At 60.0% G+C, this 18,065-nt stretch carries 17 protein-coding genes; 2 read left to right on the forward strand and 15 right to left on the reverse strand.

Annotated features, from left to right (window positions below; translation table 11 throughout):
- Nucleotides 1-38 precede the first annotated feature (38 nt).
- From NET03_RS01115 to NET03_RS01175, 13 genes are all read right to left on the reverse strand, one after another.
- On the reverse strand, nt 39-1,421 hold the full coding sequence (locus NET03_RS01115) for a peptidylprolyl isomerase (protein WP_252127046.1): 1,383 nt from the start codon (nt 1,419-1,421) through the stop codon (nt 39-41).
- A gap of 59 nt (nt 1,422-1,480) precedes the next feature.
- Nucleotides 1,481-1,804: a 30S ribosomal protein S18 gene (gene rpsR, locus NET03_RS13685; RefSeq protein WP_353655743.1), complete on the reverse strand. Its 324-nt coding sequence runs from the start codon at nt 1,802-1,804 to the stop codon at nt 1,481-1,483.
- A 27-nt stretch (nt 1,805-1,831) separates the two neighbouring features.
- A complete protein-coding gene (locus NET03_RS01125; RefSeq protein WP_252127047.1) occupies nt 1,832-2,290 on the reverse strand; it encodes a single-stranded DNA-binding protein in 459 nt (152 codons plus the stop codon).
- 37 nt (nt 2,291-2,327) lie between these two features.
- On the reverse strand, nt 2,328-2,645 hold the full coding sequence (rpsF, locus tag NET03_RS01130) for a 30S ribosomal protein S6 (RefSeq protein WP_252127048.1): 318 nt from the start codon (nt 2,643-2,645) through the stop codon (nt 2,328-2,330).
- 190 nt (nt 2,646-2,835) lie between these two features.
- Nucleotides 2,836-3,123: a hypothetical protein gene (locus tag NET03_RS01135; RefSeq protein WP_252127049.1), complete on the reverse strand. Its 288-nt coding sequence runs from the start codon at nt 3,121-3,123 to the stop codon at nt 2,836-2,838.
- 806 nt (nt 3,124-3,929) lie between these two features.
- Entirely contained in the window at nt 3,930-4,874 is a 945-nt protein-coding gene (gene thrB / locus NET03_RS01140) for a homoserine kinase (RefSeq protein ID WP_252127050.1), read from the reverse strand.
- Entirely contained in the window at nt 4,864-6,174 is a 1,311-nt protein-coding gene (gene thrC / locus NET03_RS01145) for a threonine synthase (protein ID WP_252127051.1), read from the reverse strand. The genes thrB and thrC overlap by 11 nt, the downstream gene beginning before the upstream one ends.
- Nucleotides 6,175-6,185: 11 nt before the next feature.
- Complete coding sequence (locus tag NET03_RS01150; protein WP_252127052.1) at nt 6,186-7,148, reverse strand: ABC transporter permease; 963 nt, start codon at nt 7,146-7,148, stop codon at nt 6,186-6,188.
- Nucleotides 7,149-7,179: 31 nt separating this feature from the next.
- Nucleotides 7,180-8,139: an ABC transporter permease gene (locus NET03_RS01155; RefSeq protein WP_252127053.1), complete on the reverse strand. Its 960-nt coding sequence runs from the start codon at nt 8,137-8,139 to the stop codon at nt 7,180-7,182.
- Between the two features lie 66 nt (nt 8,140-8,205).
- A complete protein-coding gene (locus NET03_RS01160) occupies nt 8,206-10,146 on the reverse strand; it encodes a peptide ABC transporter substrate-binding protein (RefSeq protein WP_252127054.1) in 1,941 nt (646 codons plus the stop codon).
- Nucleotides 10,147-10,518: 372 nt separating this feature from the next.
- The gene (locus NET03_RS01165) at nt 10,519-11,601 is read right to left on the reverse strand and encodes a hypothetical protein (RefSeq protein WP_252127055.1); all 1,083 of its coding nucleotides are present in this window, start codon (nt 11,599-11,601) and stop codon (nt 10,519-10,521) included.
- 49 nt (nt 11,602-11,650) lie between these two features.
- Nucleotides 11,651-13,138 carry a glycogen synthase gene (locus tag NET03_RS01170; protein ID WP_252127056.1) on the reverse strand — a complete coding sequence of 496 codons (1,488 nt, stop codon included), beginning with the start codon at nt 13,136-13,138 and terminating at the stop codon, nt 11,651-11,653.
- 25 nt (nt 13,139-13,163) lie between these two features.
- Nucleotides 13,164-14,450 carry a glucose-1-phosphate adenylyltransferase gene (locus NET03_RS01175; RefSeq protein ID WP_252127057.1) on the reverse strand — a complete coding sequence of 429 codons (1,287 nt, stop codon included), beginning with the start codon at nt 14,448-14,450 and terminating at the stop codon, nt 13,164-13,166.
- A gap of 75 nt (nt 14,451-14,525) precedes the next feature.
- On the opposite strand from NET03_RS01175, the gene accD reads away from it, so the two are divergent.
- Together accD and NET03_RS01185 are read left to right on the forward strand one after the other, a co-directional pair.
- On the forward strand, nt 14,526-15,428 hold the full coding sequence (accD, locus tag NET03_RS01180) for an acetyl-CoA carboxylase, carboxyltransferase subunit beta (protein WP_252127058.1): 903 nt from the start codon (nt 14,526-14,528) through the stop codon (nt 15,426-15,428).
- Nucleotides 15,425-16,249 carry an acetyl-CoA carboxylase carboxyltransferase subunit alpha gene (locus NET03_RS01185; protein ID WP_252127059.1) on the forward strand — a complete coding sequence of 275 codons (825 nt, stop codon included), beginning with the start codon at nt 15,425-15,427 and terminating at the stop codon, nt 16,247-16,249. The genes accD and NET03_RS01185 overlap by 4 nt, the downstream gene beginning before the upstream one ends.
- Before the next feature lie 9 nt (nt 16,250-16,258).
- Here the strand turns inward: NET03_RS01185 and NET03_RS01190 are convergent, their stop codons facing one another.
- Together NET03_RS01190 and NET03_RS01195 are read right to left on the reverse strand one after the other, a co-directional pair.
- Nucleotides 16,259-16,687: an Hsp20/alpha crystallin family protein gene (locus NET03_RS01190; RefSeq protein WP_252127060.1), complete on the reverse strand. Its 429-nt coding sequence runs from the start codon at nt 16,685-16,687 to the stop codon at nt 16,259-16,261.
- Between the two features lie 19 nt (nt 16,688-16,706).
- Nucleotides 16,707-17,891, reverse strand: a complete 1,185-nt coding sequence (locus NET03_RS01195) for a site-2 protease family protein (RefSeq protein ID WP_252127061.1) — start codon at nt 17,889-17,891, stop codon at nt 16,707-16,709.
- Nucleotides 17,892-18,065: the final 174 nt, after the last annotated feature.

Below are 18,065 nucleotides of genomic sequence, written 5' to 3' on the forward strand. Positions count from 1 at the left end.
TCGCTCGCCCCAACACTGGGCCGACATTTGCGCAACGCTCACGGCGTTGGAGTTATTCCCGGTGTTGCTCCCGGTTCGGCTGTCGGCATTGGTGTTGGGGTTGGGGTCGGCGGTGCATCCGGGGGTGCGACGAACGGCTGGGTGCCCGGCGTTGGCAGCGGTGACAACCCGAGATGCCAGCGGATCACCGATGTCCGTCGCTGTTCGTCAAGCCAACGGCTGAAAGCCTGCCCACGCAGTGCCTCCAACATCCGGATACTGACCGGACGATCCGGATCGCGCTCGAGGACTTTAATGATATGCCAGCCATAGATTGTCTGCACCGGCCCGCCGACCTCGCCAGGTTGCAACGCAAATGCGATTTCATCAAATTCTGGCGGCATGTATCCCCGCGGCAACCAGCCCAAATCACCCCCGTTCGGCGCTGTGTCCCTATCCGTTGATCGCTCCCGAGCAAGAGTCGCGAAGTCCGCTCCTCCTTGAATATCCGCCAGCGCTTCTTCAGCAGCCTCCCGGGTGGCGAGAAGAATATGTGTGGCATGAACCTGCTCGCCACGCAAGGGAATCTTTTCCTCCAGCGCACGCTGAATTTTTTCACGCGCCAGCATTGGCCGAACCACGAGGCGCTGGAAGTCTGCTAATGAGAGCCCAGCCTCCTTCAGCACGTTGCGCTGATATTCCCCCATGACGGCCGTGGCGGTCGCTCTCGCCTCCTCCGGTGGAACCGTTGGTGTCGCCGTCGGAGTAACGAGCGGAGTCGGCGTCAGGGTAGGCGTTGGTGTTGGGGTCCTTCCGGGTTCCGGTGTCGGTGTTGGAGCAGGAGTGGGCGTCACTGCAGCAGTCGCTGTGGCCCAAGCGGCGGCAGTCGGGTCGACACCCAAGGTCGGCGCCGGGGTGAGGATCGGAACACTACTGAAGAGACTCAGCGTGTATTCTCCAACTTCCTGCGGGTCGAGCGAAAGGCCGAGTTGTCCCATCCGCTGGATGGTGATCAGGTCGTCGACCATGCGTTCAACCGTCGCCTGATTGATCGGATCGCGTTCGACGGTCGGGAGTTGCTGTCGTGCCTGATCGGCCAACTGCTGGTACTGCACACTCTGCTGCCCGGTGGTGAGGTTTGCGAGTTGCTGATACTGGGAGATCTGGTTAAGCAGTTCGAGCTTACGCACCTTCCAATAATCACCACGGGTGATTGACTCACCATTCACCTCAACGACTACCTGGCGGGGCAAGTACCAGTACTGGTAAACTGCACCACCTCCGAGGAGCGTCGCCACAAGCGCAAGTACAACAGTAACTCCGACGAGTGCAGCTCGCTCCTGCACCCGCTCTCGCTCACGCCGTGGCACACGGCGGCGCCGAACACTCGGTGTCGTCCCACGTCGACGGCCGGGCAGCCACCGCCAAATCCACTCCTGCATTCAGCACCTCGCCAGCTCGTGTCCCAACTCCCCAACCTCGGCGCAGCCGTTTGTCCAGCTTAGCGCTCCGGGACAAACGGTAGGAGCGCGAGATGCCGTGCCCGTTTAATCGCACGAGCAAGCTGGCGCTGATGCTTTGCACACGTCCCGGTCGATCGCCGGGGCTCAATCTTAGCCTGGGGCGAGAGAAACCGTCGCAGACGACCAAAGTCCTTATAATCGATCTTCTTGATTCCATCCATACAGAAGGCACAAACCTTCTTCCGCGGGTAATACCGTGTGGTCGCCTGGCGGCTTGGCCGCGCTGCAGCCGCGGTTGTTTCGGGAGATTCCGCCGTTGCCTCGTCATCAGGCACAGGTGTTGTCTCCAGTTCGTCCACCATCGCTTTCCCCACTCCTCACGTTTGATCTCAGAATGGCACCTGGTCGCTCCACGGATCATCGTCGAACGGCGATAGCTCTGGAGGAATGTCCGGAACCACTGACTCCTCTTCAGCTGCAAGCGGTGCAGCCGCAGGGACAGCATCAGCCGGCCGTGGGCTGAGCAGTAACACCTCACGGGCGATCACTTCCACCGCGGTGCGCTCCGAACCGTCGTTCCCGGTATACCGTCGTACACGGAGGCGGCCTGCGACATAAACCTTTGTCCCCTTGCGGATGTATTGATCCGCAAATTCAGCGAGACGATTCCAGCAGACGACCGTGAACCAGTCAGTCTCTTCGACCGGCTGGCCACCCTCTGCACCACGACGGGTCGAGTTCACCGCGACGCGAAACTGCGTGACCGGAGCCCCAGATGGTGTGTAGCGCATCTCGGGGTCGCGGCCAACATTCCCAATGAGTTCAATTCTATTGAGACCGCGCGACATCGTTTATCCTCCGGGCTCCGGTCCCCAAGGAGACCGCTCACTCGTCCATCCGTACCACGAGATGTCGCAACACTTGATCATTTAACCGCAATTCGCGTTCGACCTCCCGCACTTTCGATGGCGGACAAGTTAATTGGAATAGAACATAGATCGCTTCTTGGAACTTCTGAATCGGATACGCGAGCCGCCGTCGTCCCCACGGCGTATCTCGCTTTTCGAAGGTTATTGTCCCACCTTGATCCGAAATTGTTGTCCGAATCCGTTCAATCGCGGCATCTAACCGCTCCTCTGCAAGATCCGGACGGAGCAAGACCATGAGTTCGTATGGTCGCGGCTCAGGCTCATAACGTGGCAACGTTCTCCTCCTTTCCTCGGGTACGCGCTGCGCTCAACTCCGGCCGTTGCCCTAGCCGAGCGGCGTCAGCGCGGAAAGGAATAACACTCTCATGCGGTCGTCCGACCGCAAGCATGCCCAGTATAGCAGATCAGCCCTGGAGCTCTGCCCCAGGGCTCGCTGCCGCGACGGCACCCGGCCGTACTCTCGGTCACGCCGTCCGCGCCTCGAACTGCTGGACCACCGCCGGCCGCCGCGCCTGGTTAATGACCCAGTCCACAATGACCGCGACCAGCGAACCGACCGCGGCATGAACCAGATGCAGGCCACCGAACGACGGCCCAAAGGTCGGAAGCTGCTCCGCAATCCAAATGCCAAGGAAGGGATACGCCGCTACTCGCCACACTCGCTCAGGCAGTCGACCAGGGAGGAGATCGTACCAGAGGACTCCAAAGCCGTAGCTCAAGACCAGCATGAGCAGGAATGTCCCAAACTCCACAGCGCACCTCCGTTTCTCTCCACGGAGGCCGGGCTCCATCGCGGTAGCTCTACAATAACTATGCATCATCGCTCGAGAGACTGGCAAGACACAAAGCCTACTCCGCCCGTACCACCTTCCTCATGATGCTGCCAACACCTGGGCCTTCCGCCCTGCTTCACTGCCGTCCCCACTGGGATACTCCCAACCTCATCAACCACGAACCGCTCGTTCCCAAGCCGAAATCTTCATGGACACTATCTGGCCCAATCGACCGAACGACGCCTCGGCAACACGCTCAAAGCCTGCCAGCCACCAATCACCGCTTCAAAACGCGGCACGTTGTGAACCCCCGGCGCTCGCGCAGCAAGCAGATGCCCAGCCCACTTGTCGCCATGACCAGGTGCACAACTTGCCGGCGACACGGATATCACCATTTAGGAGCCTTCTCTGTCCAACGCAACGTCGGCCCTGTACGCGGCTGCGTTCCTCGTCTATCGAGAAGCACGGCACGCCCGAAGGCAGGCAACCTCACCGCTCGAGCAGCATGCTTGTTGCAGCCTCATGCACAAGGGATTCCACAGTCAGAGGGAAACAGTGCTTGGTGACATCGCTACCGGCACTCGCTTACGTGTCGCTCAGCATCGGCGGGCTTGTCAGGGTTCGCTCGATCAAGGTTTGGCCAGTTACATCGAGGCACTGCTGCGGGGAAGGCGTCTCCTGGTCAGTCCGACGAGCTAACCACACACCTCGCAGGACATCAAGCTCAAGACCATGGATGCGTTGACCAGCTGGGGCAGTGCGCCTGCGCGGAAACGAGACGCTCGTTACTCACCTGCGCTCGAGGGGTCATGCACCCCTGAACGCTCAAGTTCCACTTCCCGGATCACGCGCGCGCCTTGCTCGTCGATCGGCAAAATCACCGCACGTGCTGCGAGACCACGACGCGCGATGAGTTCCTCTAGTGCTCGCCGGACGGCCTCAGCCCGTCTCGGATGGACCAAAGCGAGGACAGACGGGCCCGCTCCACTCAGCGCCGCTCCATAGGCCCCTGCCTCTTGTGCCACCTTGATCGTCTCCTCTAGATGTGGGTAGAGCACAGCACGGTACGGCTGGTGGAGTTCGTCCAGCATCGCGGTCGCGAGAAGTTCCGCGCGCCCCGTACTCAGTGCGAGCACGAGTAGTGCGGTGCGAGCCGCCGTCCGCACGGCCGTCACGCGCCGAATCCGTCGTGGTAAGACCGCGCGTGCATCACTCGTGAAGCCGAGCGCATCTGGTACGAGTACGACGGCAACCAGCGGGCTTGCGATTGGAATACGGACGGCCAGCGGGCCGTTGATCCCCTCTACGGCGAGCACAGCACCGCCGAAAAGGGCTGCACCGACATTGTCACCATGCCCTTCAAGGGAGCAAGCCAAACGAAAGAGTGTGGACTCCTCACAGGGCCGGCCGAGAAGCTCGTTCGCGAGCACAAGGCCAGCGACGACTGCCGCGGCCGAACTTCCGAGTCCTCGTGCGACCGGGATGTCCGACGCGACATTTAGTACGCCCCCGGGGAGTGTGAGACCGCTCTCCCTCACGAGCGCCTGCATCGCCTCCAGGACGAGATTCGGTCCCCCGTGGAGCTCAGGGGTTGTAGCAACACGCACGCTCCCAGGAAGGCCATCCGTTTCGTAGCGCGCGACGAGATACCAACCCAAAGCAAGCGCGAGGACATCAAAGCCTGGTCCAAGATTCGCACTCGACGCTGGGACGGAGACTTCAAAGCGCATGCTCGAGCGCTCCTCGCAGCGCAACAAGTGTCGGCTCAATGGTGACCGGACGATTGGCAAGCGGGCGCTGCTCCTCACTGAGATGGTACTGCAAGATTGCGTCTGGATCCTTGAGGACGTGTCCGGTCAACACGGCAACAACGCGCTCGCCTGGGCGGATAATACCCCGAGCGACCAGCTTGCGCACCCCCGCCACTGCCGCGGCAGAGGCTGGCTCACATCCAATCCCGCAGCGATCGACCTGCGCTTTCGCTTCCAGAATCTCATCGTCTGTTACGGCTTCGACCACGCCGTCGGTGAACTCGATCGCTCGCCGAGCTCGCTCATAACTCACCGGATTTCCGATGCGGATAGCAGTCGCGACCGTCTCAGCCATAACCGGACGGAAGTCGCGAAATCCGCTGCGAAACGCAGCATAGAACGGTGCTGCTCCCGCTGCCTGGATGACTCCTAGCCGAGGGAGGCGGTCAAGAAGGCCCCAAGCACGGAGCTGCATCACTGCTGCCCCAAACGCCGCGGTATTCCCCAGATTTCCACCTGGCAGAATGATCCAGTCTGGCGGCTCCCAGCCAAGTTGGTGCAATAGCTCAAAGACTATTGCCTTTTGTCCTTCCAGACGAAACGGGTTCACCGAGTTGAGGAGATAGAGCCCGAGCGCACTGCTCGCCTCTTGCACAAGCTGCATCGCTGCATCGAACTCGCCCGCAATCTGCACGATCCGGGCGCCATAAGCGATGGCTTGACTGAGTTTCCCGGTCGCAATCTTGCCTGATGGGAGGAAAACGATGCTTGGGAGACCAGCCAGTGCGGCATAGGCAGCAACAGAAGCAGCGGTATTCCCCGTTGAGGCACACGCAACGGCCCTCGCATCCAGTGCGCGGGCGTGGGAAATCGCTACGGTCATCCCTCGATCTTTGAAGGAGCCAGTCGGATTTTCACCCTCATGCTTGAGGAGCAGGTCTGGACAACCGGTCCACTCGGCTAAGCGGGGATGGTGATAGAGGTTTGTATTGCCCTCCGGCCGCGTGATGATCCGGTCAATCGGCAAGGGCGGCAAAAGCTCCCGGTACCGCCAAACGCCGCTCCGATCGAGTGGCTGCCAACTGCCGAGTCGCTGCTCGAACAACGCAGTGCTCAGCACCGCCGGCCGCGGGAACTCCACGTGATAGAGGCCGCCGCATAGGCACCGTCCGGGTGATCCAGTCGGCCGAATGCGGCCTCCACACCGTTCACAGACGAGCCAAATTTCGGCGCTGATGGTTAGCTCACCTGTAAGCTGCTGTTCTCCCTCATCTGCCACGACTGTGTCCCTCACACGGCAAACATACGCCGCGGATCGAGTGCGTCTCGGAGGCCATCGCCCACGTAGTTGATGCTCAGTACCGTGAGGAAAATCGCGCCACCAGGAAAGAGGACCATCCACGGCGCGAACTCGATCCAGTTGATTCCATCGTACAGCATCCGACCCCATGTCGGGATGTCAGGTGGGAACCCCAGTCCGAGGAAGGACAGCGCGGATTCGGTAATGATCGCCTGCGCCACCCCGAGTGTCGCCGCGACAATGACCGGGCTCAGTGTATTGGGAAGGATGTGCCGGAAAATAATCCCGCCAGTACCAACACCAATGCAGTGCGCGGCCTCAACGAACTCCTTCTGCTTGAGCGACAAGAACGACGCTCGCACCAGACGGGCGACCGGCATCCAGTTCAGCCCGCCGATGACAAGGACAATCAAGAGGAACATCCCGAGCTCGATCCCGAACATTGCCTTCATTCGGTCTTGGAAGAGATAGGTGATCAGGAGGAGCAGCGGCAAGCTCGGGATGGAGATGAACATATCGGTCATCCGCATGAGCAAGGAATCGAGAAAGCCACCAAAGTAGCCTGCGACCGCACCGATCAGGGTCCCAAGAATGACTGCGACCAACATGGCAACCACGCCAACAGCAATTGAAATGCGTCCACCCCAGAGAATACGGGCAAAGATGTCGTGCCCGAGATCACTCGTCCCAAAGGGATGCCGGAGTGACGGACCCTGGAGAGCCTCTGCCATATCGAAATGATTCCAAGGAATCGGCCACAAGAACGGCCCGACGATCGTTGCGATCACCATAAAAAGCAACACGAACGAGCCGGCGACGGCGAGCCGATGGTGTCGGAACTGCCGCCAAGCGTCGCTCCAAAGGGAGCGCGGCTTGCGAGCCGGGAGCGTCACCGCCATGCCGACCGCTCCCGCTGGAGTCTTGAGCCGGCGCTGCTCGGTCACCTCCGACATTGCATCACCCCCGTTCGCACGCTCGCCGAACTCACTCGTACTTGATCCGTGGGTCGAGAACACCATAGAGAATGTCAGCGATCAAGTTGAAGAGCACCACGAGGGCCGAGAAGATGATCGTGATCGCCATGATCACCGGCGTATCGTTATCGCGAATTGCGCTGATCAAGAGTGATCCCATACCTGGCACACGGAAGATCTGCTCGGTGATCACCGCACCGGTGAAGATACCGGGAATACTGAGGGCTACGATCGTTACGACAGGAATCAGCGCATTGCGCATCGCGTGGCGCAGGATGACCACCCTCTCGGCCAACCCCTTGGCCCGGGCTGTTCGCACGTAGTCCTGATGGATCGTTTCCAGCATTGCTGCACGCGTGTACCGTGTCAACGCTGCCGTCTCGAACAGCCCCAGAACCATGATCGGCATCAGTGCCTGTTTCACCCTTTCCCACAGCCCGGCCAGCCCCTCAGTCTCAATGGTGGTGCGATAAATCATGGGAAGCCAACCAAGTTTCACGCTGAAAAGAAGAATGAACAAAATACCGGTCACAAAGGTAGGCAAGGAGAACCCGATGAAGGCAAGCGTCGTCGCGACGTTATCGAAGATGGAATATTGACGGATCGCGGACAGCACCCCCACTGGGATCGCGATGAGAACCGAAACCAGGTAGGCGGTTCCGATAACGTAGAGTGTTGTCGGCAACCGCTGCCGAATGAGATCGATGACCGGGGACTTTGAGCGGAACGAGTACCCGAAATCACCGCGCAGCATCGAAGAAGCCCACTTGACGTAGCGCACCGGGATCGGATCGTCCAGCCCCATGCTCTTGCGGATGCGTTGGCGCACCTCCGGTGGGACCGCAGGGTTCATCGCGAATTCGGCCAAGGGATCACCGGGCGCCAAAGCCAAAATGGTGAAGATGACGATACTGATGGCGACCAAGGTCGGAATGGATATGAGAATCCGCCGGATCAAGTACTGCGTCATCCTGTACCTCACATCCCATGCCAGACCGATGAAGGGGGTGGGGCGACCGCCCCACCCCCTCGGGCATCAGCCCGAGCGTCGCCAGTTGGCGATGTTCCAGGTCTCGTCCGTCCAGCGCGAGAGCTCCAGGCCCGTGAGATTCTTCTTTCGCCCACTCACACCATTCCGGTGCACGAGCGGTATTATCACCACATTGTTGACGACCAGATCATTCATCTTAATGAACAACTCTTCCTGCTTCTTTGGATCAAGCTCTGTCTGTGCCTGCTCAAAGAGCTTGTCATACTCCTCATTCTGCCAGCGCTCGATATTGTTGCCAGCCCAATTGTTTGCCTTCTGGGCAATGTTATCTTCCTTGCCATACCAGGAGATCATGTAATCGAGCGGATACGTGGAAGAAGGACCGTTCGTGAACATCTCAATATCCGTGTAGAAGTGTGCATAGGTGTCTGGATTTCCGGGATCCGACGAGAAGAACACTGACGCCTCAATCGACTTGAGCTCAACCTTGATACCAAGCTGTTCAAAGGCATTCTTAATGATTTCCTGAGTCTTCTGCCGCACCGGGTTAATCGACGTCTGGTACACAATCTCCATGCGGACGCCGTCCTTCTGCCGAACGCCGTCCGGCCCCTTTGTCCAACCCGCCTCATCGAGCAGCTTGGCCGCCTCATTGAGATCGAACTTCCACGACGTGTTCTTCGAGACGAACCGCTCCGGAGCCACCAGGATGTTTGACGTTGCCTTCCCCGCTCGACCGTAAAGCGTATTGGCAATCACGTCTCGCTGGCACGCCAGCGCATACGCTCGACGCACGCGAAGATCCGACTGCCACGGGTGTGGGACACCCAACTTCGAGCGCTCCCCATCAACCTCTTTCCGCGGGTCGGTCATATTGATGAGGATGCGCTCGACGTTCACCCCTTCGATCACCTCAACCACGCCAACGCCGGCTTTCTCCAGCTGGTCAAGCACCGTAGCCTCAACTTGAAGATTCCACGCATAATCCACTTCACCAGTCTGGAGCACAGCCCGCGCAGCAGTCGTTGCGTCTCCGCCGCCCTTCATCTCGACTTGGGCAAAATACGGCTTGTCCGGCTCCCGGTAATTCTCATTGATTTCGTACACGACTACATCACCGGGACGGAATTCCTTCACTTTGTACGCGCCCGTCCCGATCGGGTTGAGGTTGAACGGCGCGTTGCGCGCCTTCTCCCCGACATAGTCGCGCAGGACATGCTCCGGCAAAATCATCCCGTATGGGCCGACAAAGACGTTCATCCACGCCGGGTTGGGATTCTTGAACTTAATGACAACCGTGTAGTCATCCGGTGTCTCAATCGATTCAATGACTTGGTAGTTCCCCATGGTGGTCGCAGTCGTCGCTTCGTTGATGACATACTCGTAGGTGAACTTCACGTCTTTGGAGGTGAAAGGCGTCCCATCTGACCACTTGACATTACGCTTAAGCTTCCAAGTGACGGACTTCGCATCCTTTGCTACGCCGCCATTCTCAACCGAGGGGATCTCCTCAGCCAGAATGGGCACCAACTCGCCAGCATCGTTCACGTCGGCGAGCGGTTCCATCACAATCCGCGAAGCGTCGAAATCCTTTGTTCCCTGGGCAAGGTGCGGGTTCAAGATCGTCGGTGCCTGCCACCAGAGCAGCTTGACAAGCCCACCTTGCCCCCGCTGCGCTACTGGCGCAGGCGTCGGGCTCGCTGCCGCTGCTGGTGTTGGGGTTCCAGCAGGCGCTGGCGTTGTTGGAGCAGGCGTTTGCGCCGCCGGAGCCGTGGTGGGGGTTGCCTCTTGTCGCGCACAGGCAGCAAGAAGGGCGGCAATTGCCGGCGCACTGAACCCAAGCGCCGCTGCGCGTTTGAGCACTTCACGTCGATTCAGCTGACCTGTTCGTGCTGCTGCTTCAAGCTGTTTCAGCTCATCCATTACAACACCCTCCTCACGTGTTGCACCCAACTCGTCGCCACCATCGGGGATCCCACGCCGCATCTATCTCACCTCCTCGCTTGCCTCACGATACCGATAGACCCGACCGACTTGCTCGTGCCCCGCGCATACCTGCCTGGGCGCTCAAACCTCCGATCTTTGGGCAACCTGCTACCACCCGAACTTGCATCCTTTTGGACGATTCGGCCACCGCCAACCTCGAACCGTCCGCGAACGGCGCGATTCTATTGACTCACCCTCGACACGTCAACCCACGACACAGCCCCTGGAGACCCGCCGTTTCCTTCGTCCAACCGTCAAAAGAACAACGATCCGCAATCGTTACTCCTTTTCGGCGGCCGTAACCTCCAGAGTCGATTCTCGCGCCTCGCACACTCTGAGTATCACTAATCAGTGCTCTGTCACGCAAGGGATTCATTCAAGGCAGCGCCAAAGCGCCTCCGCGACACGAAACGGATCGCTGGCAACGACGCTCGCGGCGTAGAGCTCCATGGCCCCAAAGTCCGACGTCCGTGACAGCGGGTCACCACGATCAACGATGCGAACAACTACTGGCATCTGTGACCAGTCCTCGACCGTTGTCCCGAGCGGAGGCAGCCACGCAACAAGGTTGAAGGACGTGACATTGAGATCATCCACTAAGCAGCGTACGACCCGATTCATAATGCGTGCCAGCTCCTCATCGAAAGCAGCCGCGAGCAAGACTGTCTCTTTCTCCTTCAAAGGGGTCAGGCTGGCATAGACGCGTACACCGTTCACACGACGCCCAAGCCCAAGTCGCTCGTGAATCCGGAACAGATCGTCAAAATACCCTCGTCCTGTCTCTCGCCAGTACGCCGTCGCGGCGCGCCGCTCCCGCTCGACCTTCCCATAGTGCATCCGCCTAGTCAGGCTCACTTGTGCATGACCATGCGGAATCGAGGCACCGCTCTTCCACAGACAATTCCACATGAACAACGGATAGATAGCCTCCGAGTCGACCGCACGGGCTTGTTCGAACCAAGCACGCACAACCGCCACCATCTCGCGGACGAGCGGTTCGTCGAAGGCCAGCGGATCATGGTCTCGGAAAACGATCACGCCGTGCAAACCATCGTACTTCGCTATGTTACTTGCCGTGATGACATAGCGTCCCCGGATACGCCCGAAGACATCCTCTGGTGTGTTGTACTCTGGCTCACAGAAAGGATCTGGGGCTGTACGGGCCAGTTCGTCAGCCAGCTCGACCGGAATCCGCGCTTCCAAGGGTCGTCGAGCTCGCAACTCGTTGAACAAGGTCGAGTCGAGCGTCCACCGATTGGTCACCTTCACGATGCGTTGCCGCAGCACGGCCTCAGCCGAGCCAAAATACCGCTCGACCCACTTCTGCATGTGATCCGGCAGGACAAGTTCTCCGACTGTCACATCGACGTCGAAGAGGTCCCAGAATGCCTTTTGGAGGTCTGCGTCTAAACCGGCGACGGCGTCGAGGAGCCAGAGAATCGACCTCTGCTCCACGCCACTCGGCACTCCGTCACTCGAACAGGGCATGTGTCCTCCCCTTCCGTCACCGTTGGGCAGGCGCGAGCATGGATGAGCGCGCCGATGCGACACTCCGGTAAAGCTCCAGATACTGTTGAGCCGGCCCCTCCCAACTCACCTCGCTTTGCATCGCCGCCCGAACGAGCAGGCGCCATTCATGAGGGCGCCCATACACCGCGAGGGCACGCTCCATTGCCTCCAAGAGTGCTGCGGGAGTGGGTGCATCGAACAGAAACCCATTCCCTTGGCCGCCTGCCCACTCCTGCACGGTATCGGCCAACCCACCTGTTCGCCGCACGACGGGAACGGCCCCGTACCGGAGACCAATCAGTTGTCCCAGCCCGCACGGCTCGAAGCGTGAAGGTAGGAGCACAACGTCCGCTCCTGCATAGATCCGTCGTGCAAGGACAGGATCGAACCCTAAGCGAACCGAAACCTGTCCAGGAGAACGATCGGCGAGAGCCTGAAACGCTCGGCCGAGCTCCGGGTCGCCTGCTCCGAGCAGCGCAATCTGCACCCCGCGCGCGATGACTTCGTCAATGACTTCGAGGAGCAGATCAAGTCCCTTCTGGCGATCGAGCCGCGAAACGACACCAGCAAGCAGCGCGGTAGGGTCCTCAACCAGTCCCAACTCCGCCTGGAGCGCTCGCTTGCAGTGGACCTTCCCTTCGAGATGTTCCGCATTGTAGCGAGCCGGCAACACTGGGTCAGTTGCCGGATCATACAGTTCAACATCAATCCCATTGCGGATGCCCCAAAGTGCTTCGCGGCGGTACCGCAACAGTCCATCAAGCCCTTCGCCGAACTCGGGAGTCTGGATCTCCTCTGCGTACGTTGGGCTGACCGTCGTTATGGCATCCGCCACGTGGATACCCCGTGCCAGTACATTGATTGTTCCCGGATACCGTTGCCACTCTTCAAAGAGAAGTTCTTCCGCCTCAAAACCTAAGCGGCGTGCATAGCCGATGTCGGTAATGCCTTGGTGCGCCAGATTGTGAATCGTCAGGACAAGCGCATGGCGCGGGCCATCACGCCGGTCATCGAACCATCGGTGAAGCCAAACGAGCGCCAGCGCGGTGTGCCAATCGTTCGCGTGCACGATCCCCGGCGGAAAGAGCCGCGCGAACTCGGCCGCAGCGCGCGAGAAGGCAAAGAAGCGCTCCCGGTCACGCGGCTCGTCGTAAATCACCGGCTGCCCGAACAGCCGGTCATTCGCCAGCGCAAAGACCGTAACTCCCGAGGGTAACCAGGCACGACCGACGAGAAATCGCTCAACTCTTCCCTCAAGCGGCACGCTGAGTTCGATCGGAAGTCGTGCAAGTGGGACGCGCTCTTCGATCCCCTGATACCAGGGTGTGATGATCACCATCGGCACACCCAGAGCAGCCAGAGCCGCCGGAAGCGATCCAGCAACATCGCCGAGACCTCCTACTTTGGAGAGCGGCGCCACCTCGGCACTCAGGTAGAGGACCGGCGGTATCGCTCCCTCCCGCCTTTCGCTGGTGGCGAACACGTTCACAGCGCTCCTCGCCTCCTCCTCACGACCATACCACGGTCGCAACCGGGCTCACCGTCTCTCCACTCGGGATCACCAGTCCAGGGAAATCACTCTCCTTGGTGTCGGGGCTGATCAGCACATTCCGCCCGATCCGCACACCTGCTGGAACAACGGCATTCCGACCGACAAGAGTAATGCCAGTATTCAAGCGAGTCGGCTCCAGCCAGTTCGGCGTTTCATCGTCGCCCCACCCGAGATACGCGTCCGCGCCGATCCGCACGTTCTTGTCGATAATGCAGCGATCGACCACCGCCCCTGGCCCGATCACTGAGTCGGTCATCACGATCGAATCGCGGACGACGGCTCCTGGCTGAACAATCACCCCCGGAGACAGAACCGAGCGGATCACTGTGGCACGGTCAAGAATGCAGCCGTGGGAGATCAGGCTCCGCACGACCGTTGTCCCTTCAAGGATCTTGGCCGGCGGACGTTCTTCACTCCGGGTATGGATTCGCCAGTTTGGATCGTAAAGGTTCAATTTTGGCTTGTCTTCTAGGAGCGCCATGTTCGCTTCCCAATAGGACTGCACCGTCCCAACGTCCTGCCAATACCCTTCAAACCGGTACGTCGCAACCTTAGCCGTCCGGATCAGGTACGGAATCACATCGCGGCCAAAGTCAATAAACTCCGGCGCATCTGGATGGTCGCGAGTGAAGAGATGGAGCAAGAGATCCCGACGGAAGAGATAAATCCCCATTGAGGCAAGATTGGACCGCGGCCGCTCCGGCTTCTCCTCGAAATCGATGACCCATCCTTCGTCATTCACAATCACAACGCCGAAGCGGGAAGCCTCTCGCCACTCCACGGGCTGGACAGCAATTGTCGCATCTGCAGCACGTTCACGGTGGCACGCGATCATCGGACGGTAATCCATGGCATAGACATGATCGCCAGCAAGGATCAAGACATCACGGTAGGGACGCCGCGTAAGGTAAAAGAGATTGTGGTAGACTGCATCGGCAGTCCCACGGTACCACCCGGACGTCGACCGCCCCAGGTACGGCTGCAAGATCACAACGCCCCCGCTTCGCTCCCGATCCAGATCCCACGGGCGACCATGGCCAATGTGCTCATTCAGCGAGTGTGGTCGATACTGGGTGAGGACTGCCACATCATAGAGTCCAGAATTCACACAGTTACTGAGGGCAAAGTCAATGATGCGGTATTTCCCTCCAAATGGAACAGCCGGTTTGGCACGCTGACGCGAGAGTATGCTGAGCCGCTCCCCTTGACCACCCGCAAGGATCATCACCGCGACATCACTCATGACAGCCCCCGCCCCAGCTTGACCGTTTCCCTGTGTATCATAGCCCGACAGGCGAGCGCACTGAGAGGAGTCATCGTGCGACCGCGATTCCGCAGACGCAATGTGGCGAGCGAGGGAACCGAATCGCTGGGTCCCAGCATCCCTGATGGTCTCTGGTCGAAGTGTCCACGCTGCCGGGAACTCATTTATACCCGCGAGTTCGAGCGGAACCACTCCGTCTGCCCGCGATGCGGTTATCACGCCCGCCTCACCGCCCGGCAACGAATCGCACTGATTGTCGATCCGGAGAGCTTCGTGGAGTGGGATGCTGGGCTTTCACCAGCCGATCCACTTCAATTTGTCGCTTTAGGCGAGCCGTATCCCCGCAAAGTGGCTGAAGCACAGGAGCGCTCCGGAGAGCGTGAAGCACTCGTGACCGGAGCCGCCACGATTCTTGGTGTTCCAGTCGGACTTGCGGTTGCCGAATTCGGCTTTCTCGGAGCCAGTATGGGCTCTGTCTTTGGGGAGAAATTTGCACGCGCTGCCGAACGCGCAGCTGTTGAGGATCGTGCCTTCATTGTCTTCGCCAGTTCCGGCGGTGCGCGGATGCACGAAGGCGTCTTCTCGCTCTTCCAGCTCCCCAAGACGATCGTCGCGGTGGAATCGCTTAGCGAACGGCGCCTACCGTTCATCACTGTGCTGGTCGATCCCTGCTACGGCGGTGTGACGGCAAGCTTCGCAACGGTCGCCGATCTGATACTGGCTGAACCGGGGGCGATGATCGGCTTCGCTGGCCCACGCGTCATCGAACAGGTGACGCGGCAGAAACTCCCGGCAGGCTTTCAGAGCGCTGAATTCCTCTTGCAGCACGGGATGATCGATGCCATCGTCCCACGACCGCGCCTCCGAGAGGAGTTGGCACACTACATTCGCCTCTTAACGAACCAGCACAGCGCATCGCCGGTGTCCTTCGTTACGCGTCAGGAGTCAGACAGATGATGCAGATCACTGCCTGGGATCGCGTCCAACTTGCGCGTCATCAAGCGCGCCCCCATACGCTCGACTACATCACGGAATTACTTGAAGAACCGCGTGAACTGCACGGAGATCGTCTGTTCCGAGACGATCCGGCAGTCGTCGCCGCGATTGGCCGCTTCGGTACCCGCTCTGTCATCGTCCTGGGACACCAAAAAGGTGCCTCGACAACGGAGAACGTCGCCCGCAATTTCGGTATGCCACGCCCTGAGGGCTACCGGAAAGCGATCCGTATTCTTCACTTAGCTGAGAAATTCGGCTTGCCGGTGATCACCTTCATCGATACGCCTGCCGCAGATCCGGGTTTAGAGTCCGAAGAGCGCGGACAGGCGTGGGCGATCAGCAGCTGTTTGCAGGCATTCCTGCGCGCCCAGGTACCCACGCTAGCAGTCGTCATTGGCGAAGGAGGAAGCGGTGGAGCACTTGCACTGGCTGTCTGTGACCGCCTCCTCATGTTAGAAAACGCAATCTTCGCTGTTGCTTCTCCAGAAGCCTGTGCAGCGATTCTCTGGCGTGACGCGGCACGTGCTCCTGAGGCAGCAGAGACGATGCGTATCACCGCCCAGGAGCTCCTTCGCTTCGGCATCGCCGACGAGGTTATCCCGGAACCAGCACCGGCTCATCTGGATGCCAGTGGGACAATCCGCCGCGTCGGACAAGTATTAGAACGACATCTCGAGGAGCTTCTGCAACTCTGGCATAAGCACGGCCCCGCGCACGCCCGTCGGCTGCGCTGGGCACGCTATCGGGCCATTGGGCTCTGGCACGAGGAACCAGTGACCTGAGTCGCGGGTTCACACTCCCCGAACCGGTATCCGCCGCGCCCGCGCTCCCGTTGCCTTCGGCAGATGGATGACGAGCACCCCATGCTCATAGTGCGCTTCCGCGTGCTCCGGGTTGATTGGGCCGGGTAGGACGACTGTCCGCTGGAACCGCCCGAACCGGCGCTCGCGGCTCACCCATTGGCCCTCAAGGGCGGGCTCACGCACCTCGCCACGGAGCACGATGCGATCATCCTCTACCTGGAGATCGAGCGCCTGCGGTTCGACACCCGGAATCACCGCGTAGATAATGTAGGCATCCTCCACCTCAGCCACATCGACCGGAACACCGATCCCAGCGACCATGGGTCCCGGGCGACTCGCCGTTCCCAGCACGTGCTCCATGACCTCCCGCCAGGGAAAGCCCTCGGACCAGGGGTCGAAAGACCGCCCACTTGCCACTGCCGTCGTCCCTCCGTTGTCACCGTCCGAGCAATCCGAGCGCTCGAGCAAGCAGAATCCACCGTGCCGTCGTGCGGCGCGGCGACTGGACGTAGCGGTAGACGTGAGTCAAACGATCACTTGTGAAAATGCCCCGGTAGCGGTTCCCAGGATCAACCACGGGAACCGCAGGATGCCCGCTTGCCAGCATTCGCCGGTGCGCCTCATAGACCGACGTTTGCGGACTCACCGCAGCAAAGGCTCGATCCATGACGTCGGCTGCACGCAACAGATGAGCAATGTTGGCATGCCGAAGCACGATTTCGCGCCACAGCATTCCGACAACGATACCATCACGCACGACTGCAAGGTCACGCGGGCCACCTCGAAGCGCATGCGCCAGAGGTTCCTCGGGATCCACCCCACCGCCATCCCAGACAGCAAACTGCCCGACCGGTAGTCGCTGCATCGCCCGCTCGAGTTCTAGCGTGCGCTGCTCGAGGAATGCAGCGGTCGCCAAAAACAGGCCAGCGATCGGCAATGTTGGATCGCGCAACCAGACACCGAGTCCCAGTGCCCCGAGCGACACCACGTACCCCGCGGTTACCGAGATACGCGTCGCCCGCGAGCGCTCGCTCACTGTTGAGAGCCAGGCCCGGAGCACACGACCACCGTCCATCGGGAAGGCCGGGATCAGATTAAAGACCGCAAGCAGAACGTTACTCACCATCGTCAGCGCCAGCAGACTTGCCACGCTTGTCTCCGAGACAAGTTGCGCAAGAGCAGGGAGTGACGTCGCGTCACGGAGCACCAACATCCCGGAGACGATCGGGACAAGGGCAGTTGCGACGAGCAGATTCAGAGCCGGCCCAGCCAATGCAATGATCGCCTCCCGCCGCGGTGGCAAGGGCCCTTGCTCAATACGCGTTAAGCCGCCGATAGGCAGGAGAGTGACGTCTCGCACTGCCAGACCGAACCGATGCGCGACCAGTGCATGCGCAAGTTCGTGTCCCACGACACTCACAAAGACTGCAACCAAAACGAAAACACCGAACAGCGCTCCTCGGAGTGGGTCGACGCTCCGGCCCCCCCAATGCCAGAGCACCCAGGGGATGACGAGCAGGAGAGTAGGATGGAGACGTACCGCCACCCCACGCACCGTGGCGATGTGAAATGCGCGTCCCACCGTCGATCCCCAGTCATCGAACCAAACGTTCGCGCTCATCGCGCCACTCTCATCTCGAATCTATCGGCACACCTGAACAACTTCTGGAGCACGAACTACCTCACCTCGATTCTATCGGCCTTCCGTCCTCGTGTCACGCAAGTCCACTGACATTTTTCGCATCGTATCGATATTTTCGCGTTCGTACGCGGCCCAATTTCGTCTCGCCTCTTG

It is taken from the genome of Thermomicrobium sp. CFH 73360, assembly GCF_023806465.1.
GTDB lineage: Bacteria > Chloroflexota > Chloroflexia > Thermomicrobiales > Thermomicrobiaceae > Thermomicrobium.